This is a genomic window from Streptomyces sp. AHU1 (genome assembly GCF_045343905.1).
GTDB classification, from domain to species: Bacteria; Actinomycetota; Actinomycetes; order Streptomycetales; family Streptomycetaceae; genus Streptomyces; species Streptomyces triticiradicis.
In genome coordinates, this window is record NZ_CP174283.1 from 6,411,640 (window position 1) to 6,435,823 (window position 24,184).

The window sequence follows — 24,184 nt, forward strand, 5'->3', positions numbered from 1 at the left end:
CATGTCCGACGACGCCCAGAGGCCGACAGCCCCGCGCGACGCGGGTGCGTGGGCTCCGCCCGGCGGGGCGGACCCGGCGTCCGCGCGGGCCGGGTCGGCCGGGACGGGCGCCGCGCCGGACTCCGGTTCCGCGACGGACGCGATACCCGGCGCGGACCGCGCGGACGCCGCCGGTCCCGACCGCGCGGCACCTCTGCCGGACGGCGGCCGGGACGGTGATCAGGGCCCTGGGCCGGGGGAGAGCGCGCCGCGGCCGGACAGCGCGTCCGGCGACGGACCGGGGCACCGGGTGTCCGCGCCGGGCGCCGCGCCGAAGGGTTCGGTGCCCGCGCAGGGCACCGCGCCGTTCGCCGCTCCCGCCCCCACCCCCGACGCCAGGGTCTCCCTGGGGAAGCGGGACGTGGACGGGGAGCCCGGGTTCGACCCGTGGGCGCCGCCCGAGGAGATCTCCCCGTCCGGGGGGACCGCACGGGGGAGCGCCGTGCCTCCTCCGGCGTACGGACTTCCCACGATCACCTCGCTGCCCGGCGCACCGGTCCCGCCCGGACCGGGAGGCCCCGGCGGCCCCTCCTGGGACAACCCCTTCGCCCCGCCGACGGGGAACAACCCCTTCGCGGCGCCGACGGTCCCCACCCCCTATCCGGGGCCCGTTCCCGGCGAGCCCGTCCCCCCGCCGCCGATCGCCCCCGGCGGCCCGGGCCTTCCGTACGGCTACGGCCCCCCGCCGTACCCCGGCGCTCCCGCGCATCCGGGCGCACCGGGCTACGGCTGGCCCCTGATGCAGCCGGTGCCGAGCAACGGCATGGGAACCGCCGGGCTCGTGCTGGGCATCATCGCGGCGGTCCTGTTCGTCGTGTGGCCGCTGGCGATCGTGCTGGGCGTCCTCGCGGTGGTCTTCGGGCTGATCGGTGGGGCCAAGGCCCGCCGCGGCGAGGCCACGAACTCCGGGCAGGCGCTGGCCGGGGTCATCTGCGGAGCCGTCGGGCTCGTCCTCGCCGTCGCCGTGTTCGTCCTCGTCATCGTCTTCGCCCAGGACGACAGGGGCGGTGACACGGGCGGCGACGACGACGGCTTCTCCACGTCGCTGGTGACGCACCGGTGACGACCCGCGGCCGGCTCGTCCGCGGGCCGGTCCGACGGCGGTGTCAGCCGGCGGGCGGGGGGTCGTCCGGTGCCGCCGTCCCCCCTCGGCCTCCGGGGTGGCGCAGGGCGCAGAGGAATCCGACGGCGAGCGCGATCGCCATGCCGTAGAAGACGTACTGATTGGCCTCGGCGAAGTCCGTCCGCACGCTCGTCATCACGTCGCGCATGGTCGACGCGGCGGCGCCGGTGCCCGTGGGCTGCCGTGCGTCGGCGTTGCCCGTGACGGCCTGGGCGATGTCGTCGGCGATGCCGTGGGCCGCGGACGACGACATGCCGTGAGACGTGAGCGTCGAGACGACCTTGTCCGTCATCGTGTGCGTCAGGACGGTCCCGAAGACGGCGAGCCCCACGCTCGCCGCGTAGTTGCGGACGGTCTGCGTGATGCCGGTGACCTCCCCGTAGGAGGCGCCGATGGACCGGTTGACGGCGTCGGTGGAAGCGGGTGCCAGGACGAAGCCGATGCCGGCGCCCGCGAGGGCGACGTACGGCCACTGGTCGTGCATCGACAGGTCGGTCAGCTTGCCGGCCCAGAGGTAGAACCCGACCGCGCCCAGGGCGGTGCCGATCTTCATGGGCGGCCGCGCGCCCTTCTTGTCCAGCATGCGGCCGCCCCACTGGGAGGCGATCGCGAAGCCCGCGAAGAAGTACAGCAGGTAGAGCGCCGCCTGGTTCGGCGAGGCGCTGAGGGAGACCTGCGCGTACACCGAGGCGAAGAAGAAGACCGGGACGAAGGCGAGCATGATGAAGAAGAGCACCAGGGCGTCCACGGTGAACGCCTTGTCCCGGAAGACCGCCAGGTTGACCAGCGGATGGCGCCGGTCCCGTTCGTAGCGGCAGAACAGGACCAGGAGGACGAGGCCGCCCACGATGCAGACCCAGGTCGCCACGCTGTCCCAGCCCCAGGACGCGGCCTGCTGGAATCCGAGCACGCTCAGGCCCATGCCCACCGCGATGAGCACGGCCCCGACGGCGTCCAGCGACTCGTCGCGCCGCCGGTCGGGGATGCGCGCCAGCGCGGTCAGGACGAGCGCCACGACGGCGACGGGCACGTTGACCCAGAAGATCGCCCGCCAGGTCCACGCCGTGAGCCAGCCGCCCAGCAGCGGGCCGATGGCCGTCAGCGCCCCCGACAGTCCGAAGAACAGCGCGAGGGCCCGGCCGCGCCGCTCCACCGGGAACACGGCCACCACCACGGCGAGCGCCGCGGGGAAGAGGAGGGCGGCCCCCAGGCCCTGGGTCGCCCTGAAGACGATCAGCCAGGTCTGGGCGAGGTCCCCCTCGGGCACGCAGCCGCACAGCACGGAGGAGACGACGAACACGAGGGTGCCGACGACGACCACCCGGCGTGGCCCGAACAGGTCCGCCAGCCGTCCGCCGAGGGCGAAGAACGCGGCCAGCGACAGCAGGTAGGCGTTCACCACCCACTGCATCCCGGACGCCGAGAGATTCAGCTCGTGGACGATGTCCGGGGCCGCGATGGAGACGATCGTCTGGTCGATGAACGTCATCGCCACGGCGAAGAGCATCGCCGCCAGCGCCAGCGACTGGTTCGGCGTACGGGGTCCTGGGAGCGCGGTGTCGTCCCGCGCCGCGTCGGTGCCGGTCACGGGCACAGTCTCAGCCGGTTCGCCCGCCACTGCATCCGGGCCACCGCACCGCCGGACACGCCCGGAGACGCGCCGGGGCCGTCGGTCGCCGCGTGGACCCGGTGGCGGGACCGGGGCGGCGGCGCCCGCCGCGCGGACAGCCGTCGCGCGGAATCCGGGGCGCGGTGGCCCCGGGTTCCCGCGCCCCGGCCCTCTGCCGAGCCCAGCGGCTAGCGCAGCCGCTCGCGTGCCTCCATCAGGGCGAAGCCCAGCAGGTTCTCGCCGCGCCAGCGGCGGGGGTCGTGGGCACCCTGGTCGGTGGCGGCGAGCCCGATGCCCCAGACCCGGTCCATGGGGCTCGCCTCGACCAGCACCCGCCCGCCCGTGCCCACGAGGAACGCCCGCAGGTCGGGGTGGGCGGCGAACTTGTGGACGCTGCCCTCGACGACGATCCCGAACCGCTCGCGCTCCCAGACGGCCTCGTCGAAGCCGCGCACCAGCCGTCCGGCCTTCTTGGCGAGCGCGGGGTTCGCCGCGTCGATCGCCTGCCGCTCGGCCTCGGCGTCGCGGAAGAGGCGTGCCTTGGACGCCATCATCCAGTGCTCCGCCGTCGCGTACTCGACTCCTTCGACCACGAAGGGTGACGGCCACCACTGGCTGAGACAGCCCGGCCCCACCGAGCCGTCGGCCCTCGGGCGGTGTCCCCAGAAGTGCAGGTACTTCACCGGCGTCCCCGACGAGACCGCGCTGATCAGCGCGTCACGTGTATCGATCTTCCCCATGCACGCCACTTTGGCACGCACCACTGACACACCGTCCCGCCTTTTCCGGGAGGACTCGACACCTGGTCAAAGGAATCCGTCGCGTAACCAAAAGGCAACAACGGAATCACTTGTTGGAGTCCCTTTGCTCTGTCAGGATCGGCACTCAAATCGAGCTGGAGCTACGCCGGCCCCGTCTCGACGGGGAGACCGGCGGAGGAGAGCGACATGCACAATCCGGGCCATCGCTTCCAGGCGCAGGACCGCCTAGCGGACGGCGCGCAGTACATCGGGGGCCGTCTCGTCAAGGGCACCTCCGGTCGCATGCACGCGGTCGTGAACCCCGCCACGGGCGAGGAGGTGTACACGTACGAGCTGGCGAGCACCGCCGACGTGGACGCCGCCGTCGCGGCCGCCCGCGCGGCGTTCCCCGGCTGGGCGGCCACCACCCCCGGGGAGCGGTCCGACGCGCTGCACCGGTTCGCCGCCGTGCTCGCCGAGCGGGCCGAGGAGTTCGCGCGGGCCGAGTCGCTGCAGTGCGGAAAGCCCCTCAAGCTCACCCGCGAGTTCGACGTCCCGGGAACCATCGACAACACCGCGTTCTTCGCGGGCGCCGCCCGGCACCTGCAGGGCCAGTCGGCCGGTGAGTACTCCGGCGACCACACCTCGTACGTACGCCGCGAGCCCATCGGCGTCGTCGGCTCCATCGCGCCCTGGAACTACCCGCTCCAGATGGCCGCCTGGAAGATCCTCCCCGCCATCGCGGCCGGCAACACGATCGTGCTGAAGCCCGCCGAGCTGACCCCGCTCACCTCCCTGCTGTTCGCCGAGGCGGCCACCCACGCGGGCATCCCGGACGGTGTGATCAACATCGTCACAGGTCTGGGTAAGGAGGCCGGCGAACACCTCGTCGGGCACCCCGACGTCGCCATGACGTCCTTCACCGGCTCGACCGCCGTCGGCAAGCGCGTCGCCGAGATCGCCACCTCGACCGTCAAGCGCCTCCACCTGGAGCTCGGCGGCAAGGCGCCCTTCGTCGTCTTCGACGACGCGGACCTGGAGGCCGCCGTGCAGGGCGCGGTCGCCGGTTCGCTCATCAACACCGGGCAGGACTGCACGGCCGCCACGCGCGCGTACGTGCAGCGGCCCCTCTACGAGGCGTTCGTCGAGCGCACCGCCGCCCTGATGGCGAGCGTCCGCGTGGGCGACCCGTTCGCGCCCGGCACCGACCTCGGTCCGCTGATCTCGCACGCCCAGCGCGACCGCGTCGCCGGATTCGTCGACCGGGCCCGCGGCTACGCGCGCGTGGTCACCGGCGGCGAGGCCCCGCAGGGAGACCTCAAGAGCGGCGCCTACTACGCGCCCACACTCGTCGCCGACGCCGCACAGGACAGCGAGATCGTGCAGGCCGAGATCTTCGGCCCGGTGCTCGTGGTGCTCCCCTTCGACACCGACGACGAGGGCATCGCGCTGGCCAACGACACCCCGTACGGACTCGCCGCCTCCGCCTGGAGCCGCGACGTCTACCGGGCCAACCGCGCGACCCGCGAGATCAAGGCCGGCTGCGTGTGGGTCAACGACCACATCCCGATCATCAGCGAGATGCCGCACGGCGGCTACAAGGCGTCCGGCTTCGGCAAGGACATGTCCGCCTACTCCTTCGAGGAGTACACGCAGGTCAAGCACGTCATGTTCGACAATACGGCGGTCGCCAGGAAGGACTGGCACCGCACGGTCTTCGGGGACCGGCCGTAGCCCCACCGGCTACGGCCCTGTGGCAGACCAAGGCCGCGACCACGGCCGTGACCCATCCGAAAGGGCACCAGAGCATGGAGCAGTACGAGCCCGAACGCCTGTCCCCGGTACAACTGGCCGCCATGCGGCGCAGTCTCCGCAGCGGCAGGGCGTCCCTCACCCGCCGTTCGCTGCTGCGCGCCTCGGCGGGCGGCGCGCTGGCCGTCGGCGGACTCGGGGCGCTGACCGGCTGCGGGATCCCCGCGGCCGGCCGGACGCAGGGCGGCACGTCCGCCCAGGACCACTCGGCCACGGAGAAGACCCTCAGCTTCTCCAACTGGACCGAGTACATCGACCTCGACGACAGCGGCAAGCACCATCCGACGCTGGAGACCTTCCGCAAGCGGACGGGCATCTCGGTCAAGTACACCGAGGACATCAACGACAACAACGAGTTCTTCGCGAAGATCAAGCCGCAGCTCGCCGCGGGCCAGGACACCGGCCGCGACCTGATCGTCCTCACCGACTGGCTGGCCGCGCGCGTGATCCGGCTGGGCTGGGTGCAGAAGCTGGACCCGTCCAACCTGCCGCACGCCTACACCAACCTGTCGCCGCAGTTCCGCAACCCCGACTGGGACCCGGGACGCGCCTACTCCTACCCGTGGCAGGGCATCCCGACGGTCGTCGCCTTCAACAAGAAGGCGCTCGACGGCATCGAGGTGAAGTCGGTCTCCGACCTCCTCGACAACCCGAAGCTCAAGGGCCGCGTCTCGTTCCTGTCCGAGATGCGCGACACCATGGGCATGACCCTGCTCGACATGGGCAAGGACCCGGCGAAGTTCACCGACGACGACTTCGACGCGGCGATCGCCCGGCTCCAGAAGGCCGTCGACAAGGGCCAGATCCGCCGCTTCACGGGCAACGACTACACCTCCGACCTCACCAAGGGCGACATCGCGGCCTGTGTCGCCTGGGCCGGCGACATCGTCCAGCTCAAGAACGACAGCCCCGACGTCGACTTCGTCATCCCCGACAGCGGCTACATGACGTCGACCGACAACCTGCTGGTCCCGAACAAGGCACGTCACAAGACGAACGCCGAGCGGCTGATCGACTTCTACTACGAGCCGGAGCAGGCCGCCGAGCTCGCCGCGTACATCAACTACGCGACTCCGGTCGAAGGCGTGAAGCCCTACCTTGCCAAGATCGACCAGGACGCGGCGAACAACCCGCTGATCGTTCCTGACAAGGCCATGCAGGCCAAGTCGCACTCCTTCCGCGCGCTGAGCCAGAAGGAAGAGACGGCCTACGAAGAGAAGTTCGCGAAGCTCACAGGGGCGTGACGATCATGACGACAGAAACCAGCGGCGACGTCCGCCTCTCCGGGATCAGCAAGACCTACGACAACGGCTTCACCGCCGTGCACCCGCTCGACCTGACCGCGCCGCAGGGCTCCTTCTTCGCCCTGCTCGGTGCCTCGGGCTGCGGCAAGACGACCACCCTGCGCATGATCGCCGGTCTGGAGGAACCCTCCACCGGCACCGTGCACCTCGGCGACCAGGAGGTGACGCACCTGCCGCCCTACAAGCGGCCGGTGAACACCGTCTTCCAGTCGTACGCGCTCTTCCCGCACCTGGACATCTTCGAGAACGTCGCCTTCGGCCTGCGCCGGCGCGGCATCAAGAGCGTCAAGAAGCAGGTCGACGAGATGCTCGACCTGGTCCAGCTCGGTGAGCAGGCGCGCAAGAAACCCCACCAGCTCTCCGGCGGCCAGCAGCAGCGCGTCGCGGTCGCCCGCGCGCTGATCAACCACCCCAAGGTGCTGCTCCTCGACGAGCCGCTGGGCGCCCTCGACCTCAAGCTGCGCCGTCAGATGCAGCTGGAGCTCAAGCGGATCCAGACCGAGGTCGGCATCACCTTCGTGCACGTCACGCACGACCAGGAGGAGGCCATGACCATGGCCGACACGGTCGCCGTGATGAACGGGGGCCGGGTCGAGCAGCTCGGCTCGCCCACCGACCTGTACGAGAACCCGCGGACCACGTTCGTCGCCAACTTCCTCGGCACCTCGAACCTCATCGAGGCCGAGGTGGACACCAGGAGCGGCGAGGACGTCGTCCTCAAGGCGGGCGGCGGCAAGCTGGTGCTGCCCCGGGCGCGATGTTCGGCCCCGGCGCAGACCGGCGGCAAGGTCCTCGTCGGCATCCGCCCGGAGAAGATCTCCCTCACGCACGCCGACGACGCGGGCGCGATACCCGCCGGCCGCAACCGGATCACCGGCAAGATCGCCCACTCCAGCTTCATCGGCGTCTCCACGCAGTACGTCGTCGACAGCGCCGTCTGCCCCGAGTTCGAGGTCTACGCCCAGAACATCGAGCGCGACTCCCGGCTCGTCCCCGGCGCGGACGTCGTCCTGCACTGGAGCCCGGCGCACACGTTCGGACTCGACGCCGCCCAGGACATCGACGCGGGTGTCGACACGGCCGAGGAGGAGGCCGCCTGATGGCCGCCACCGTCACCGAGGCCGAAGCGCCCCCGCTCGCACCGGGGACCGACCCGAAGCCGCCGAGGAAGCGGGGCCGCCTCGTCCCGTACTGGCTGCTGCTGCCGGGACTCCTGTGGCTCGTGATCTTCTTCGCGCTGCCGATGATCTACCAGGCCTCCACGTCCGTGCAGACGGGCTCCCTGGAGGCGGGCTACAAGGTCACCTGGCACTTCGCGACCTACTGGGACGCGCTCACCGAGTACTGGCCGCAGTTCCTGCGCTCGGTCCTCTACGCGGCCGCCGCCACGGTCCTGTGCCTGCTGCTCGGCTACCCGCTGGCGTACCTCATCGCCTTCCGCGCGGGCCGCTGGCGCAACCTGATCATGATCCTGGTGATCGCCCCGTTCTTCACCAGCTTCCTGATCCGCACCCTCGCGTGGAAGACGATCCTCGCCGACAGCGGCCCGGTCGTCGGCGCGCTCAACACGCTGCACGTGCTCGACGTGACCAGCTGGCTCGGCTGGACCGCGGGCGACCGCGTCCTCGCGACGCCACTGGCCGTCGTGTGCGGTCTGACGTACAACTTCCTGCCGTTCATGATCCTGCCGCTCTACACCTCGCTGGAGCGCATCGACGGCCGGCTGCACGAGGCCGCGGGCGACCTGTACGCCAGGCCCTGGACGACCTTCCGCAAGGTCACCTTCCCGCTGTCGATGCCGGGCGTGGTCTCCGGAACGCTGCTCACCTTCATCCCGGCGGCCGGTGACTACGTCAACGCCGAACTCCTCGGCTCGACCGACACCCGCATGATCGGCAACGTCATCCAGACCCAGTTCCTGCGGATCCTGGACTATCCGACGGCCGCCGCGCTCTCCTTCATCCTCATGGCCGCGATCCTGCTCATGGTCACGGTCTACATCCGCCGGTCCGGGACGGAGGATCTGGTCTAAATGCCCTTCGTCAACTGGCTCAAGCGTCATCTCGTCGTCATCGCGGGACTGCTGACGCTCTCCTATCTGCTGCTGCCCAACGTCGTCGTCACCGTGTTCTCCTTCAACAAACCGAAGGGGCGCTTCAACTACGAGTGGCAGCAGTTCTCCACGGACGCCTGGAAGGACCCGTGCGGTGTCGCCGACATGTGCGGCTCGCTCGGGCTCAGCCTCCAGATCGCCGTCTGGGCGACGCTCGGGGCCACCGTCCTCGGCACGATGATCGCCTTCGCGCTGGTCCGCTACCGCTTCCGCGCGCGCGGCGCCGTGAACTCGCTGATCTTCCTGCCGATGGCGATGCCCGAGGTCGTCATGGCCGCCTCGCTGCTCACCCTGTTCCTCAACATGGGCGCCCAGCTGGGCTTCTGGACGATCCTGATCGCCCACATCATGTTCTGCCTCAGCTTCGTCGTCACGGCCGTCAAGGCCCGTGTCATGTCGATGGACCCGAGGCTGGAACAGGCCGCCCAGGACCTCTACGCCGGCCCGGCGCAGACGTTCCTGAGGGTCACCCTGCCCATCGCGGCCCCCGGAATCGCCGCGGGCGCGCTGCTCGCCTTCGCGCTCTCCTTCGACGATTTCATCATCACCAATTTCAACGCGGGCTCGACCGTCACGTTCCCCATGTTCGTCTGGGGTTCGGCACAGCGCGGAACGCCCGTCCAGATCAATGTCATCGGTACGGCCATGTTCCTCGTCGCCGTGCTGTTCGTCCTGTTCGGAATGATCATCGGAAATCGCCGGAACAGGCAGAAGGCATAACCGTCACCCTTGTAGGGAGTTGAAATCATGGCCCCAAGCGCCATGACCCGTGGTAATCAGTGGACGAAATCCCTTTCCGACGCCCAGCCGGTCCCGTACTGGCTGGACGACCCCGGCAGGCCCCGCCCCGAGCCCGCGCTCACCGGTGCCGAGACCTGCGACCTGCTCGTCGTCGGCGGCGGCTACAGCGGGCTGTGGACCGCGCTGATCGCCAAGGAGCGCGACCCCGGGCGGGACGTCGTCCTGGTGGAGGGCCGCGAGGTGGGCTGGGCCGCCTCGGGCCGCAACGGCGGCTTCTGCGCCGCCTCCCTCACCCACGGTCTGGCCAACGGGCTCACCCGCTGGCCGGACGAGATCGGAAAGCTGGAGGAGCTGGGCGCCCGCAACCTCGACGAGATCGAGGCGGCCGTCGCCCGCTACTCCCTCGACTGCGACTTCGAGCGCAGCGGCGAGATCGACGTCGCCACCGAGCCGCACCAGGCGGCCGAGCTGCGCGAGTGGTACCAGGAACTGGAGCGGCGGGGCCTCGCCGAGGGCATCGAGTTCCTCGACACCGCGGCGGTACGGGAACAGGTCGACTCCCCGACCTTCCTGGCCGGGCTGCACGACCGCCGCGGGGTCGCCATGCTCCACCCGGCGAAGCTGGCCTGGGGCCTCAAGCGCGCGTGCGTGGAGCTCGGGGTGCGGGTGTACGAGCACACGCCCGCCCTCGACCTGAAGCCGTACGGCGCCGGCATGGCCGTCCGCACCCCGTACGGCTCGGTCCGCGCCCGCCGGGTGGCCCTCGGCACCAACATCTTCCCCAGCCTGGTCAGGCGCGTCCGCTCGTACACCGTCCCGGTCTACGACTACGCGCTGATGACCGAACCGCTCACCGACGCACAGCTCGCCTCGATCGGCTGGAAGAACCGCCAGGGGCTCGGCGACTCGGCGAACCAGTTCCACTACTTCCGGCTGTCGGCCGACAACCGGATCCTGTGGGGCGGTTACGACGCGATCTACCCGTACGGCGGCCGGGTGCGCGCCGAGTACGACGACCGCCCGGAGACGTACGCCAAGCTCGCCGAGCACTTCTTCACCTGCTTCCCGCAGCTCGAGGGAGTCCGCTTCTCGCACGCCTGGGGCGGCGCGATCGACACCTGCTCCCGGTTCTCGGCGTTCTTCGGCAGCGCCCACCACGGCAAGGTCGCCTACGCGGCCGGCTACACGGGCCTCGGTGTGGGCGCCACCCGGTTCGGCGCGGAGGTGATGCTCGACCTGCTGGCGGGGGAGCGCACCGAACGCACCGAGCTGGAGATGGTCCGCAGGAAGCCGCTGCCGTTCCCGCCCGAGCCGTTCGCCTGGACCGGCATCGCGCTCACCAAGTGGTCGCTGGCACGGGCGGACACGCACGGCGGCCGGCGCAATCTGTGGCTGAAGGCGATGGACAGGCTCGGCCTCGGCTTCGACAGCTAGGACCTGTCCGGTCGATCATGGCGGAGACGCGGGGTGTGGCACGCACATCTGCGGCGTTGTCGTCAGTCGACGACGCTCCGCGTCGCCTCCCTCCTCCGCCTTGCAGCTGCACACACCACACCCCGCTCACCGGCACTCACCAGGTGCCGTCGGGATCCTCCACCATGATCGACCGGACAGGTCCTAGCGCTGCGGCGGGCGACGCCCGCTCCGCGCGGGCCGGTGGGCCGGTGGGCGGGTGGTCCGGTGGGCCGGTGAGTTGAACTTCTTTCAGGTCGTCGCCCGAACCCGCGTAATGAAACGCCCGGACCTCCCTCTCCTCCGTGACGCGACCCGCGTCGACACGAGAGGGAGGTTCCGTCATGACAGGGCCCAAGGCGGCGGTCGAGTGGCTGGCATCCGTGGCTCCGGACCCCGGGGCCTGCCGCCGGGAGTGGGAGCGCGATCCGCGCGGGGTCACGCTGCTGCCCGCGGGAAGGGCCTGGGACGTCCTGATCCTGCCGGGCGAGCTCGGCTATCCGACCCTCGACGTGCTGAGCCGGGTGCTCGACCTGCCCGGGCCGGTGCTCGTCGACTTCGGCGACGCCCGGACGGGCTTCTTCGTGCCCGCGGGCACCGCGGGCCGGTGGCTGGGCACGGGGGTGCGCACGGCGGGCCACGGCACATGGATCGTGGTGCCGTACCCGGGGCGGTCGACCGGCGGGGTCCGCTGGCTGGTCCCGCCGGACGGCTCGGGCACGCTCACCGATCCGGCACTGCTCGAACTGGCCATGCACGAGGCCGCGGCGGACCTCGCGGGGAGACGGGAGGGGTGGGGGTGAGGGGCGGGTCCCGGTGAGGGTGACGGCGGGGACGACGGCGGGGACCGGCGGGGGTGAGGGGCGGTTCCGGTCGCGGTGACGGGTGGTTCCGGTCGCGTTGAGGAGCCCGGTTCAGGCGGAGGTCCAGGAGGTGTTCCGCGCGTGGCCGGGGACGGGACCGGCGCGGCCGGGGGTGACCCCTTCCGGCGGAGGCGCGGGAGCCGTTCCGGCGGCTGTCCGGGAGCCGTTCCGGTGGAAGCGTGAACTCCGGTACGTGCCGGGGGACTTGACAACCGAATTGGTCTGGACCAAGTTGGGCGCGCTCCATCCTCCAACTCCCCCATGCCCGGAGGCACTCATGGCCCCCACCAGACACGACAGACCCCTCGCGCACCGTCGCCGACGGCTGCTCGCCGCCTGCGCGGCCACCGTCCTGGCCGTTCCCGGCCTGGTCGCGCTCTCCTCGGCCGCCCAGGCCGCGGACGTCGACCTCGTGAAGAACGGCGGCTTCGAGTCGGGCCTGGGCAACTGGACCTGCACGGCATCCACGGTCGTCAACTCACCTGTGCACAGCGGAAGTTCGGCGATGACGGCGACCCCGGCCGGCAGCGACTACGCGCAGTGCTCGCAGACCGTGACGGTGAAGCCCGACGCGCAGTACACCCTCTCCGGCTACGTCCGCGGCGCCTACGTCTACCTCGGCGCGACCGGCACCGGCACGACCGACGTCAGCACCTGGACCCCGTCCGCCGCCGACTGGCAGCACCTCAGCACCACCTTCCGCACCGGCGCCGCCACCACCCGGGTCACGATCTACACGCACGGCTGGTACGGCACCGGCTCCTACTGGGCCGACGACCTCTCGCTGACCGGCCCCGGCGTCGACGCGGGACAGCCGCCGGCCGCGCCGGCCGGTCTGAAGACCGGCACGGTCACCTCGTCCTCGGTCGGCCTGTCCTGGTCGGCGGTGTCCGGCGCGACCGGCTACTCCGTCTACCGCGACGGGACGAAGGTCCAGAGCGTCACCGGGACCTCGGCCACCGTGAGCGGGCTCTCGGCCTCCACCGCGTACTCCTTCCAGGTCACCGCGACCAACGACGCGGGCGAGTCCGCGAGGTCGGCGACCGTCACCGCGACCACGTCGGCGGGCTCCGGCGGCGGTGGCGGGGGCGGCGGCTCCTCCGACCTGCCCACGCACGCGCTCGTCGGCTACCTCCACGCGAGCTTCGCCAACGGCGCCGGATACACGCGCATGGCCGACGTGCCCGACAGCTGGGACGTCATCGACCTGGCCTTCGGTGAGCCGACCTCCGTCACCTCGGGGGACATCCGCTTCAACCGCTGCCCGGTCACCGAGTGCCCCACGGTCGAGAGCGACGCCGACTTCAAGGCCGCGATCAAGGCCAAGCAGGCGGCCGGCAAGAAGGTGCTGATCTCGATCGGCGGCCAGAACGGACAGGTCCAGCTGAGCACCACGGCCGCCCGTGACACCTTCGTCTCCTCGGTCTCGAAGATCATCGACACCTACGGCCTGGACGGCCTGGACATCGACTTCGAGGGCCACTCGCTCTCCCTCGACGCGAACGACACCAACTTCAAGAGCCCGACCACCCCGGTGATCGTCAACCTCATCTCGGCCCTGAAGACCCTGAAGGCCAAGTACGGCTCGAAGTTCGTGCTGAGCATGGCCCCGGAGACGTTCTTCGTCCAGCTCGGCTACCAGTACTACGGCACCGGCAAGTGGGGCGGCCAGGACCCGCGCGCCGGAGCGTACCTCCCGGTGATCCACGCCCTGCGGGACGACCTGACCCTCCTGCACGTCCAGGACTACAACTCCGGGTCGATCATGGGCCTCGACAACCAGTACCACTCCATGGGCGGCGCCGACTTCCACATCGCGATGACCGACATGCTGCTGACCGGCTTCCCGGTGGCGGGCGACGCGAACAACGTCTTCCCGCCCCTGCGTCCCGACCAGATGGCGATCGGCATGCCCGCCACCACCAACGCGGGCAACGGCTACGTCGCCCCGGCCGAGGTCACCAAGACCCTGAACTGCCTCACGAAGAAGACCGACTGCGGCTCGTACGCGACCCACGGCACCTGGCCGGGCCTGCGCGGTCTGATGACGTGGTCGGTCAACTGGGACCGGTTCGGGGGCTGGGAGTTCTCGCGGAACTTCGACGCGTACTTCGGCTGAGGAAGAGCCACAGGCAGGACAGCAACATTGCGCAGAGGCACCAACTGGCCACGACGTCCAGTGGCCAGTGGTAGCCGCGCCGGACCAGACCGAAGGCCACGCACGCGTTCAGGGCCGCGCAGACGCACAGCAGCGCGCCCCGGGCACCGGCGGTGCGGAGCAGCGGGAGGAGGAGCAGGGCCGCCGCCCCGTACGCGACGAAGGCGGTGGCGGTGTGCCCCGAGGGGTAGAAGCCGGTGCCGGGTCCCATGACCGGGGGGCCCGGCCGGGCGACGAGTTCCTTCAGGGGAACGACCACCGCGGGGACGAGGAGCATCAGGACCGCGGCGGCGGCCGGGGGCAGCCACCAGCGGTCCAGGCCGGTGGCACGGTTCCGCCGGGCGACGAGGACCAGCGCCAGGGCGAGGAGCGGCACCGCCACCTGGACACTGCCCAGGTCGGCGAGCAGTTCGGAGAACCGGTCCGGGTGGACGAGGGCACCGCTCAGCCACTCGTCCAGGCGCACGAGCGGTCCGCCCGCCACGACCTGCCAGGTGACGAGCGTGAAGCAGAGGGCGGGCAGGCCGAACATCAGGGGCGCGCGGGGCATGGGGGACAGCCTGCCATCGTCCGGCACCGGCGCGGCACGGGCCCGCCCCGCACGGTCGGCGGAAGCGGTGGGACAAGGGGCCCGCGGGCGGACGAGGCCGGCGGAACGAGGGGCCGGCGGAAGCCGGGAGTCGGCCGCCCCGGAACAGGGGGGGGTGGTTCCGGGGCGGCCGCCCGGACCGGAACGCCGCGCGCCCCGGGGGGTTTGGGGCGGGCGACCGTCCGATCGGTGAGGAGAACCGGAGCCGCAAGCTCCGGGTGTGTGCGCGAGGGCACGACCAGGGCGAAGCCGGGGAGGCCTCGGCCCGGTGCGGCCCACAGTCCCCTGTGGGCGGGTGTATCCCTGATCCGGTTAGAACCTACGGCAGGGGGTGCGGCTCCGACAGACGGATTCGCGTCCCGTCATGTACTTCGCACACCTTCTTCACCTGATTCTTGCGAGGGTGCCCCGGCGTTCACGCCGGGGCGGAATCGCATCCCGTGCGGGCGACGCGGAGCGTCGCCGCATCCGGTCCAGATGTGGTGCGTCCATGTCCGACAGTTGGGCGGGCACCGCGAACGCATGTTCCTGTGATCGCTGGTGCGGGTGGCGGCGAGGGGAAAGGGGTACGGGTGTGCGTTGCTCGCACATACGGTCTTGGTGTGTCGGGCGGAACGCCGCCCGTGGCGTGGGCCGGGAGGGGAGGGGTATGGCGGTCACTGCGTTGAGGGAACCGGGCTTGGTCGGCGGGCACGCCCGTTACACCTTCCGGCTCCGGGTGTCCGCCACGGGCCGGGCCGCGCTGGAGGCGGAGTGGGGACGCTGCCGGTGGATCTGGAACGAGTGCGTGGCCAGGTCCAGGGCGGTGCACCTGCACAACAAGGCGCACCCTCATGACAGGTGGACATGCGGTCCCGCGCAGCTCGACAGGATGCTGACCGAGGCCCGCGCCCGCACTCCGTGGCTGGCCGAGGGCTCCTCGGTGGTGCAGCAGCAGACCGTCCGCGACTTCGGCAAGGCCCGTGCGAAGGCGCAGAAGGACATCAAGGACCGGCTGCCGATGCACCGCCGTGCCGGGATGCCCCGGCACAAGAAGAAGGGCGAGGCCCTGCCCACGCTGAACTACACCAGGCGTGGATTCCGGCTGAAGGACGGCCGCCTCCACCTGGCGGGCAAGATCGTGCTGACGGTGGTGCGGTCGCGGGACCTGCCCTCCGACCCGTCCTCGGTGCGCGTGTACCAGGACGCGCTGGGGCACTGGTACTGCTCGTTCGTCGCGCCTGCCCAAGGGCAGCCCCTGCCGGAGACGGGCCGCGTGCTCGGCGTGGACTGGGGGGTGAAGGAGACCGCCACCACCACCTCCGACACGCATGACCTCCCGCACTCCCAGCACGGGAAGAAGGCGCAGCACAAGCTCGCGCGGTACGACCGGATGATGGCCCGCCGCAGACCGAAGAAGGGCCAGGCCGCCTCGAAGGGCTACCGCGAGGCGAAGAGGTGGCGGGCGAAGACCTGCGCGAAGATCGCCCGGCAGCGGCAGGACACAGCCCGTAAATGGGCGAAGAAGGTCGTGACCGACCACGACGCCGTCGCTGTCGAGGACTTCCGCCCGAAGTTCCTCGCCAGGTCGTCGATGGCACGCAAGGCGGCGGACGCCGCGATCGGCGCCACGAAGAAGGCCCTGATCGAGATGGGCCGCAAGCACGGACGGGCCATCCGCCTCGTCCACCCCGCGCACACCACCATGGACTGCGCACAGTGCGGAGCGAGAACCAAGCACGCACTCCCGCTGTCCGAACGCACCTACACCTGCAACACATGCGGAGCCGTGTCCCCCAGGGACAAGAACTCCGCCCACGTGATGCTGGTCCGGGCTGGTCTCAACCCGGCTGGTGTCGAGGGCACAAGTCCTTCGGGAGCGCCGCTCCCGAAGGCAGCCTGAGCCAGGAATCCCCTCCCCTTCAGGAGGGGAGGGTTCAAACGCCCCCACGGGAACGCCGCAGCACCAGAACCCCGCGGAATCCGCCCGTGGGCGGTTCGGTTCCGGGGACCCCGGTGCTGCGGCGGTGTCCGCGTCAGATGCGGGAGAAGGCCTGCTCGATGATGTCGAGGCCCTCGTTGAGGAGGTCCTCGCCGATGACCAGCGGGGGCAGGAAGCGCAGGACGTTGCCGTAGGTGCCACAGGTCAGGACCAGCAGGCCCTCCTGGTGGCAGGCCTTGGCGAGCGCGCCGGCCGCCTCCGGGTTCGGCTCCTTGGTGTCCCGGTCCTTGACCAGCTCGATCGCGATCATGGCGCCGCGGCCGCGGACCTCGCCGATGATCTCGAACTTCTCCGCCATGGCGCCGAGGCGGGTCTTCATGACGGACTCGATGTGCTTCGCCTTGGCGTTGAGGTCGAGCTCCTTCATCGTCTCGATCGAGCCGAGCGCACCGGCGCAGGCCACCGGGTTGCCGCCGTAGGTGCCGCCGAGGCCGCCCGCGTGGGCGGCGTCCATGATCTCGGCGCGGCCCGTCACGGCGGCGAGCGGCAGACCGCCCGCGATGCCCTTGGCGGTCGTGATCAGGTCCGGGACGATGCCCTCGTCCTCGCAGGCGAACCACTGGCCGGTGCGGCAGAAGCCGGACTGGATCTCGTCCGCGACGAAGACGATGCCGTTGTCGGCGGCGAACTGGCGGATCGCCGGCAGGAAGCCCTTCGCGGGCTCGATGAAGCCGCCCTCGCCGAGCACCGGCTCGATGATGATCGCGGCGACGTTGTCGGCGCCGATCTGCTTGTTGATCATGTCGATGGCCTGGGCGGAGGCCTCGGCGCCGGCGTTCTCCGGGCCCGTCAGCCAGCGGTAGCCGTAGGCGACCGGCACGCGGTAGACCTCGGGCGCGAACGGACCGAAGCCGTTCTTGTACGGCATGTTCTTGGCGGTCAGCGCCATCGTGAGGTTCGTACGGCCGTGGTAGCCGTGGTCGAAGACGACGACGGCCTGGCGCTTGGTGTACGCACGGGCGATCTTGACGGCGTTCTCGACGGCCTCGGCGCCCGAGTTGAACAGGGCCGACTTCTTGGCGTGGTCGCCCGGGGTCAGCTCGGCGAGCGCCTCGGCGACGGCGACGTAGCCCTCGTACGGCGTGACCATGAAGCAGGTGTGGGTGAAGTCCTGGAGCTGGGCGGAGGCCCGGCGCACGACGGCCTCGGCGCTCGCGCCGACCGACGTCACGGCGATGCCGGAGCCGAAGTCGATGAGGCGGTTGCCGTCGACGTCCTCGATGATGCCGCCGCCGGCGCGCGCGGTGAAGACCGGGAGCGTCGACCCCACACCGGCCGCGACCGCGGCGAGGCGTCGGGCCTGCAGCTCCTGCGACTTCGGGCCGGGGATGGCGGTGACGACGCGGCGCTCCTGCGGAACTGCGGTCATGAGGGGCTCCCTGATGATCTTGCGAACCGGACGGTACCCGGCGGATGCGGGGGTGGCCCGGGCGGGGGGTTTTCGGACGCTTTCCTTCTTTCTTCGCAGGCTAGAGCCGAGGAGGGGGGCTCGGCATGCGCCATGTGGGCGTTGTCGGAGGAATCCGTTGTCCGTGGTGGACATAGCGGTGGACGGGGAGGGCGGACGCGCGATGCTTCGCTTCCGCCGCGGACCCGGCCCCGTAAACGGTGAACTCGCCCCGCGGGACCACTAGATTGACCTGAGAGCGACAGGCGGACTGGCTGGTCAGGGGGCGCACACGATGGACTTCGACGGTACGCGCGACGCACGTGGCACGCATGCCGACCCCGTGCCTCGTCCGGCCGCACCCCCCGGTGCCGTCCCCGGGGGCGCTCCGCCCAGGCCCCCGGGCCCGCCGCCCGTGCCCGCCGCCCCTCCGGCGCCCCGGCAAACCGTGCGCGACTGGCTCGATGAGCCCCGCCCCGAGGCCGCCCTCGGGATCTGGCGGTACGGATACGTCGCCCCCAAGGCGTCCAGGGAGCGCAGGCGTCTGCCCTCCGTGACGATCGTCGGCCTGGTGCTCCCCCTGGTGCTCGGGCTGATCGTCTGGTCCCTGTGGCGCCGGGGGAACGTCCCCTACCAGCTGGTCGTGCTGAAACTGTTCACGCCGGACGACTGGTGGTGGGGCGGGACGACGGCCCCGAAGTCCTGGCAGGGCGTGGACGCGATCGTCGTCTACGACGGCCTCTTCTTCGCCGCGCTGGTCTACGCCATGGGGCGCCTCGGCAGCTGGCGCGAGATCGCCCACCACTTCGTCGTGCGGCGCGCCCAGCCCGGCCGGGCCCTCGTCGCGGCCCTGGCGGCCCTGCTGACCCTGACGTTCGTCTGGCCGGACGCCTTCCCGGGCGTCGGGTGGGCCCCCCTGCCGATCGTCAACCCGGTGCTGTCCCTGGTGGCGCTGCTCGCCGGCGGTGACGACGTGTTCCAGTCGCTGGCGATCAGCTACGGCGTCTACACGCTGATCACCGCGGCGGTCCTGCTGCCCTTCGCCCGGCTGGGCGGATGGTGGCCGCTCGCCAAGGAGCGGTTCGGTTCCCGGCCGGCCGCGGCGGGCGCCGCGGCCTCCCCGGCCGCCCCGGAGGAGCCGCCCGGCCCCCCGGCCGAATGGCCCGAACTGAGGGCGACCGGACAGCACAAGGCGGCGGAACTGCTGTCCTCCGAGGTGCTGAGCGAACGCATGAACGACGTGGACTGCGCGCGGATCCTGCGCGCCTGGACCTCGGCCAAGCGCGACGGACGGCTCGCCGCCTTCAGCGACACCGTGCTGCGCCGGGGCGCCGCCGCCTGGACCCACCCCTCCGGAGCCCGCGACCTGCCCGTCCGCTCGGCCTCGCACGACCTGCTCGCGGCCCAGGTGCGGCTCGGCCGGTGGGTCGCCCGCGAACGCACTCCGCTCGCCTACTCCGGCGCGGGCGCGGCCCTCGGCCCGGCGGCGCTCGGCACCTCGCTCCTGGCCGTCGGACCGGCGGGTTCGGGGAAGACGCGCCACCTCGTGGGGCCCGTCGCCGAGTCCCTCGGACTGCAGGCCCTCACCGGGCACTGCGCCGTCGTCGTCGTGGCCGCCGCCGGGACGCCGGTCGGCCCCGACGCCTCGTACGACGTCGTCGTGAAGCTCGGCGATCCCGAGTCGGTCCACGACCTGGACCCGTACGCCGACTGCGACGACGCCGACGAAGCTGCCGCGTTCCTCGCGGAGGGCCTGGTCGGGAACGCCGACGGTGTCGACGTCCGGCGTGCCGCCACGGCCCTGGCCCAGTTGCTCGGTCCCTACCGGGCCGTGCACGGCGCGTTCCCCACGATCCCCGTGCTGCGCGAGCTGCTCGAAGGAGTGCCCGAGCTGCTGGAGCCGCTGCGGCGGGAGCTGGCGGCCGGGGGGCACCCCGCGATGCTCCGCGAACTGGAGGCGCGGCTGCGGCAGAGCGGTGGTCCGAACGACCCCGGCCCGGTCCTGGCCGACCGTCTGGCGCTGCTGGACCGGCCCGTCTTCGCCGACTTCTTCGGTTCGGGCACGAGCGCCCGGCCGTTCTCGCTCCGGGCGGTGGCCCACCATCCGCTGCGCGTCCGCGTCGATCTGCCCGCACGCGGCTACGAGGAGGCGTCCCAGCTGATCACCCGGCTCCTGCTCGCCCAGTTCGCCGCCGTCGTCCGCGGCGGCGACCGGCGCGGCCACTTCGCCTGCCTGGTCCTCGACGACGCGACCGGCGCCCTGACCGCCGAGACGGTGCGCCGCATCCAGGGGCTGCGGGCGCACGACGCCGGAGTGGTCCTCGCCCTGCGGACCATCGGGGACGTCCCCGAGTCCCTGCACGGGCCGCTGTACGGCGCGGTCGGCTGCCGCATGGCCTTCTCCGGCGTCACGACGTGGGACGGAGGGCGCTTCGCCGAGTCCTGGGGCACGGAGTGGGTGGAGACGAAGGACGTGGCCCAGCACACCGTCTTCGCCGACCAGCCCATGACCCGGGCCATCCACGCGCTGCGCAAGCTGGTGACCGGCAAGGCGGTGACCACGGACGCCGTGACCGTGCGTCAGGTCGAGCGGGAACGCTGGTCCGCGTCCGAACTGGCCCACGCCGTCCCGCCCGGACACGCCGTGCTGTCGCTGACCGGTGTGAAGGGGGACCACGCCCCGCCGATGCTGGTGGATCTGCGGGGCTGACGGGCGGCCGGGGCGGCGAGCGGTGCGTATCGGGGGGAACGTATGAATATGCGGACCCGCCGACCAGGACATACGGGTATGACCGCACGCGGTTACCGTACGGTGAGGCAGAATTGGCACAGGCCGTTCATACGTCGCGGCCAAAAGATCACAGAGATCATAGTGATCGCAGAGATCGCAGAGCTCACACCGACCTGAAGGCCCCATGCCCCTCACGCTCGCCTCGCTCGTCCAGCACTCCGCGCTCAAGCTCACGGTGCGCGCGGGGGAGGACCGCCTGGACGTGCCCGTCCGCTGGGCCCACGTCAGCGAGCTCGCCGACCCCGTGCCGTACATGGAGGGCGGGGAACTGCTGCTGATCACCGCGCTCAAGCTGGACGCGGACGACCCCGACGTCATGCGGCGGTACGTGAAGCGGCTGGCCGGTGCCGGGGTCGTCGGGATCGGCTTCGCCGTCGGGGTCACCTACGACGAGATCCCGAAGGCACTCGTCGACGCGGCCGACGAGGAGGGACTGCCGCTCCTCGAGGTGCCCCGGCGCACCCCCTTCCTCGCCATCAGCAAGGCCGTGTCCGCCGCCATCGCCGCGGACCAGTACCGGGCCGTCACCGCGGGGTTCGCGGCGCAGCGCGAACTCACCAGGCAGGCACTGAACGAGGGGCCCGAGGGACTGCTCGCCGCGCTCGCCGGGCAGGTCGACGGATGGGCCGCGCTCTATGACGCCTCCGGTTCCGTCGTCGCCGCCGCCCCGGACTGGGCGGGACGCCGCGCCGCGCGGCTCACCCCGGACGTGGAGCGGCTGCGCGAGCGGCCCGCGCCCGCGAGCTCGGTGGTGGGCGGGGAGGACCGCGTCGAACTGCACTCCCTGGGGACGGGACGCAGGCCGCGCGCCGCGCTCGCCGTCGGGACCGCCGGCGCCCTCGGCACCGCCGAGCGCTACGCCGTGCACTCGGCGATCGCCCTGCTGACCCTCACCACCGAACGCTCGCGGTCCCTGCACGCCGCCGAGCAGCGGATCGGCGCGGCCGTCCTCGGGATGCTGCTCGCCGGGGAACCCGAACACGCGCGGGCCGTCGCCGGAGACCTGTACGGCGAACTGCTCGACGCGCCCTTCCGGCTGATCATCGCCGAGTCGGTGCCCGCGTCGGCCGGACGGGCGCACGCCGACGGGCACGCGCGCGCGGGCGCCGCCCCGACCTCGAAGACCGCCGTCGCCGTGCCGGACGTCACGGGCGATCCGCTGGAGGGTCTCGCGGAGGTCGTCGAGTCCGCCGCCGTGCGTTCGGGGGAGTCCGTGCTCGTGGTGCCCGACGGGGAGCGGCTGGTCGTCCTCGCCGTGGACGGCGGCGCCGCGGTCGCGGCCTGCGGGGACTACGCCGCGGTGCTGGAGTCCGCGCGGGGCGTTCCGCGCGAGCAGGCCGCCGGGGCCGCCGGGGACGAGGACGAACTCGTCGTCGGGCTGTCGGCGCCGGCCGGCCCGATCGCCGCCCGCGCCGCCTACAAGCAGGCCGAACAGGCCCTCTCCGTCGCCCGGCGCCGGGGCCGGTTCCTCGTCGAGCACGAGGAGCTGGCGGCCGGGTCCGTCCTGCCGCTGCTCGCGGACGACGCCGTGCGGGCGTTCGCCGACGGGCTCCTGCGGGCGCTCCACGAACACGACGCCACCGGCCGCGGGGACCTGGTCGCCTCGCTGCGGGCGTGGCTGTCGCGCCACGGCCAGTGGGACGCGGCGGCCGCCGACCTGGGGGTCCACCGGCACACTCTGCGCTACCGGATGCGCAGGGTCGAGGAGATCCTCGGACGCTCCCTGGACGATCCCGACGTCCGGATGGAGCTCTGGCTGGCCCTGAAGGCGACGGCCGCGACGGGGGAGTGAACGGGTCTCACGGGGGAGTAAACGGGTCTTCCCGCCGTCGGCGCCGGTTCGCCCGGCACGAGGCGCGCGCCCCCGGGCGACCAGTCCAAACCGGCGCACCCCGCCCTTCGACTGTTACGCGCCGGACAAACGCCCCGTGATGGTCCCGGCCCTACCGTGGACGGGAAAGCGCAGCACCAGAAACACCCCCTGTCGTCACCCCCAACACGGAAGGGCCGGGACTCGCACAATGACTTCCACCCACGCCTTCTGGCTCGCCGGCCGCCAGGCCACCGGCGAGACCGCCTTCGACGTCACCTCGCCGTGGGACGGCCGCCTCGTCGGTCAGGTCAGCGTGCCCACCGAGGCCCAGGTCGAGGAGGCCGTGGCCGCCGCGTACGCCGTGCGTGACGAGTTCGCCGCCACCCCGGCCCACGTACGCGCCGCCGCCCTCGACCACGTCTCGCGCCGACTGGCCGAGCGCACCGAGGAGATCGCGCAGCTCATCTCCGCCGAGAACGGCAAGCCGATCAAGTGGGCCCGGGGCGAGGTCGGCCGCGCGGTGTCCGTGTTCCGTTTCGCCGCGGAGGAGGCCCGCCGCTTCAACGGCGGCGAGGCCCAGCGCCTCGACACCGACCTGGGCGGCCAGGGCCGGCTCGCGCTCACGCGCCGCTTCCCCAAGGGCGTCGTCCTCGGTATCGCGCCCTTCAACTTCCCGCTGAACCTGTGCGCCCACAAGGTCGCCCCGGCCATCGCCGCGGGTGCCCCGATCATCCTGAAGCCGGCGCCCGCGACCCCGCTGTCCGGCCTGATCCTCGGTGACCTGCTCGCCGAGACCGAGCTGCCCGCGGGCTCCTGGTCGATCCTCCCGGTCGCCAACGACAAGATGCCCGCCCTGGTCCAGGACGAGCGCCTGCCCGTCATCTCCTTCACCGGTTCCGAGACGGTCGGCTACGCGATCATGGACTCGGTGCCGCGCAAGCACTGCACCCTGGAGCTGGGCGGCAACGGCGCGGCCGTCGTCCTCGCCGACTTCGCGAGCGACGCGGACCTGGACTGGGCCGCGACCCGGATCGCGACCTTCTCCAACTACCAGGGCGGCCAGTCCTGCATCTCGGTGCAGCGCGTGATCGCGGACGCCGCGGTGTACGAGCGCCTGCTGCCGCGCATCGTCGCCGCCGTCGAGGCCCAGGTCACCGGTGACCCGTCCGACGACGCGACGGACGTCGGCCCGCTGGTCAGCGAGGCCGCCGCCGAGCGCGTCGAGTCGTGGGTGGACGAGGCCGTCGCGGCCGGCGCCACGCTGCTCACCGGCGGCAAGCGCGACGGCGCCTCCTACGCCCCGACCGTCCTCGCCGACGTTCCGGCCGATGTCACGATCTCCTGCGAGGAGGTCTTCGGACCGGTCCTGACCGTGCAGAAGGTGGACGGCGAGGCGGCCGCCTTCGAGGCCGCCAACGACTCCAAGTACGGCCTGCAGACGGGCGTGTTCACGCACGACCTGCAGACGGCCTTCCGCGCGCACCGCGCCCTGGAGGTGGGCGGTGTCGTGATCGGCGACGTCCCCTCCTACCGCGCCGACCAGATGCCGTACGGCGGCGCCAAGCAGTCCGGCGTCGGCCGTGAGGGCGTCAGGTTCGCGATGGACGACTACACCTACGAGCGCGTGCTCGTACTGACGGGTCTCGCCCTCTGACGAAGACCCACCCGG

The 24,184-nt window shown here is 71.8% G+C and carries 17 protein-coding genes; 13 read left to right on the plus strand and 4 right to left on the minus strand.

What is annotated here, in order from left to right; genetic code table 11:
* Window position 1: 1 nt before the first annotated feature.
* Window positions 2-1,102 (plus strand): DUF4190 domain-containing protein, encoded by a 1,101-nt coding sequence (locus tag ACICHK_RS28680; RefSeq protein WP_406839108.1) that lies wholly within the window; start codon window positions 2-4, stop codon window positions 1,100-1,102.
* Window positions 1,103-1,145: 43 nt separating this feature from the next.
* Here ACICHK_RS28680 and ACICHK_RS28685 read toward each other — a convergent pair whose 3' ends face one another.
* Entirely contained in the window at window positions 1,146-2,669 is a 1,524-nt protein-coding gene (locus ACICHK_RS28685) for an MFS transporter (RefSeq protein WP_406841341.1), read from the minus strand.
* 290 nt (window positions 2,670-2,959) lie between these two features.
* Entirely contained in the window at window positions 2,960-3,511 is a 552-nt protein-coding gene (locus tag ACICHK_RS28690; protein WP_151472199.1) for an NADAR family protein, read from the minus strand.
* 207 nt (window positions 3,512-3,718) lie between these two features.
* On the opposite strand from ACICHK_RS28690, the gene ACICHK_RS28695 reads away from it, so the two are divergent.
* The 8 genes from ACICHK_RS28695 to ACICHK_RS28730 all read left to right on the plus strand — a co-directional run bounded on the left by ACICHK_RS28695 (window position 3,719) and on the right by ACICHK_RS28730 (window position 13,915).
* Complete coding sequence (locus tag ACICHK_RS28695) at window positions 3,719-5,245, plus strand: gamma-aminobutyraldehyde dehydrogenase (protein ID WP_406839109.1); 1,527 nt, start codon at window positions 3,719-3,721, stop codon at window positions 5,243-5,245.
* Window positions 5,246-5,319: 74 nt separating this feature from the next.
* Window positions 5,320-6,567 carry a spermidine/putrescine ABC transporter substrate-binding protein gene (locus tag ACICHK_RS28700; protein WP_406839110.1) on the plus strand — a complete coding sequence of 416 codons (1,248 nt, stop codon included), beginning with the start codon at window positions 5,320-5,322 and terminating at the stop codon, window positions 6,565-6,567.
* A gap of 5 nt (window positions 6,568-6,572) precedes the next feature.
* Complete coding sequence (locus ACICHK_RS28705) at window positions 6,573-7,727, plus strand: ABC transporter ATP-binding protein (protein ID WP_406839111.1); 1,155 nt, start codon at window positions 6,573-6,575, stop codon at window positions 7,725-7,727.
* Window positions 7,727-8,659: an ABC transporter permease gene (locus ACICHK_RS28710; RefSeq protein ID WP_406839112.1), complete on the plus strand. Its 933-nt coding sequence runs from the start codon at window positions 7,727-7,729 to the stop codon at window positions 8,657-8,659. Before ACICHK_RS28705 ends, ACICHK_RS28710 begins: the two co-directional genes overlap by 1 nt.
* Window positions 8,660-9,460 carry an ABC transporter permease gene (locus ACICHK_RS28715; protein WP_406839113.1) on the plus strand — a complete coding sequence of 267 codons (801 nt, stop codon included), beginning with the start codon at window positions 8,660-8,662 and terminating at the stop codon, window positions 9,458-9,460.
* 27 nt (window positions 9,461-9,487) lie between these two features.
* Window positions 9,488-10,915 (plus strand): NAD(P)/FAD-dependent oxidoreductase, encoded by a 1,428-nt coding sequence (locus tag ACICHK_RS28720; RefSeq protein WP_406839114.1) that lies wholly within the window; start codon window positions 9,488-9,490, stop codon window positions 10,913-10,915.
* Window positions 10,916-11,277: 362 nt separating this feature from the next.
* A complete protein-coding gene (locus ACICHK_RS28725) occupies window positions 11,278-11,736 on the plus strand; it encodes a hypothetical protein (RefSeq protein ID WP_406839115.1) in 459 nt (152 codons plus the stop codon).
* Between the two features lie 337 nt (window positions 11,737-12,073).
* A complete protein-coding gene (locus ACICHK_RS28730; RefSeq protein WP_406839116.1) occupies window positions 12,074-13,915 on the plus strand; it encodes a chitinase in 1,842 nt (613 codons plus the stop codon).
* Here the strand turns inward: ACICHK_RS28730 and ACICHK_RS28735 are convergent.
* Entirely contained in the window at window positions 13,854-14,504 is a 651-nt protein-coding gene (locus ACICHK_RS28735; RefSeq protein WP_406839117.1) for a phosphatase PAP2 family protein, read from the minus strand. The two genes, ACICHK_RS28730 and ACICHK_RS28735, sit on opposite strands and share 62 nt — an antisense overlap.
* 688 nt (window positions 14,505-15,192) lie before the next feature.
* Between ACICHK_RS28735 and ACICHK_RS28740 the strand changes: the two genes are divergently transcribed.
* Entirely contained in the window at window positions 15,193-16,425 is a 1,233-nt protein-coding gene (locus ACICHK_RS28740) for an RNA-guided endonuclease InsQ/TnpB family protein (protein ID WP_406839118.1), read from the plus strand.
* Between the two features lie 133 nt (window positions 16,426-16,558).
* Here the strand turns inward: ACICHK_RS28740 and gabT are convergent, their stop codons facing one another.
* Window positions 16,559-17,893: a 4-aminobutyrate--2-oxoglutarate transaminase gene (gene gabT / locus ACICHK_RS28745; protein WP_406839119.1), complete on the minus strand. Its 1,335-nt coding sequence runs from the start codon at window positions 17,891-17,893 to the stop codon at window positions 16,559-16,561.
* A gap of 313 nt (window positions 17,894-18,206) precedes the next feature.
* Between gabT and ACICHK_RS28750 the strand changes: the two genes are divergently transcribed.
* From ACICHK_RS28750 to ACICHK_RS28760, 3 genes are all read left to right on the plus strand, one after another.
* Window positions 18,207-20,621, plus strand: coding sequence for an ATP/GTP-binding protein (locus ACICHK_RS28750; RefSeq protein WP_406839120.1), 2,415 nt, complete (start codon window positions 18,207-18,209; stop codon window positions 20,619-20,621).
* Window positions 20,622-20,826: 205 nt separating this feature from the next.
* A complete protein-coding gene (locus tag ACICHK_RS28755; RefSeq protein ID WP_406839121.1) occupies window positions 20,827-22,494 on the plus strand; it encodes a PucR family transcriptional regulator in 1,668 nt (555 codons plus the stop codon).
* A 229-nt stretch (window positions 22,495-22,723) separates the two neighbouring features.
* Window positions 22,724-24,169, plus strand: coding sequence for an aldehyde dehydrogenase family protein (locus ACICHK_RS28760; protein ID WP_406839122.1), 1,446 nt, complete (start codon window positions 22,724-22,726; stop codon window positions 24,167-24,169).
* Window positions 24,170-24,184: the final 15 nt, after the last annotated feature.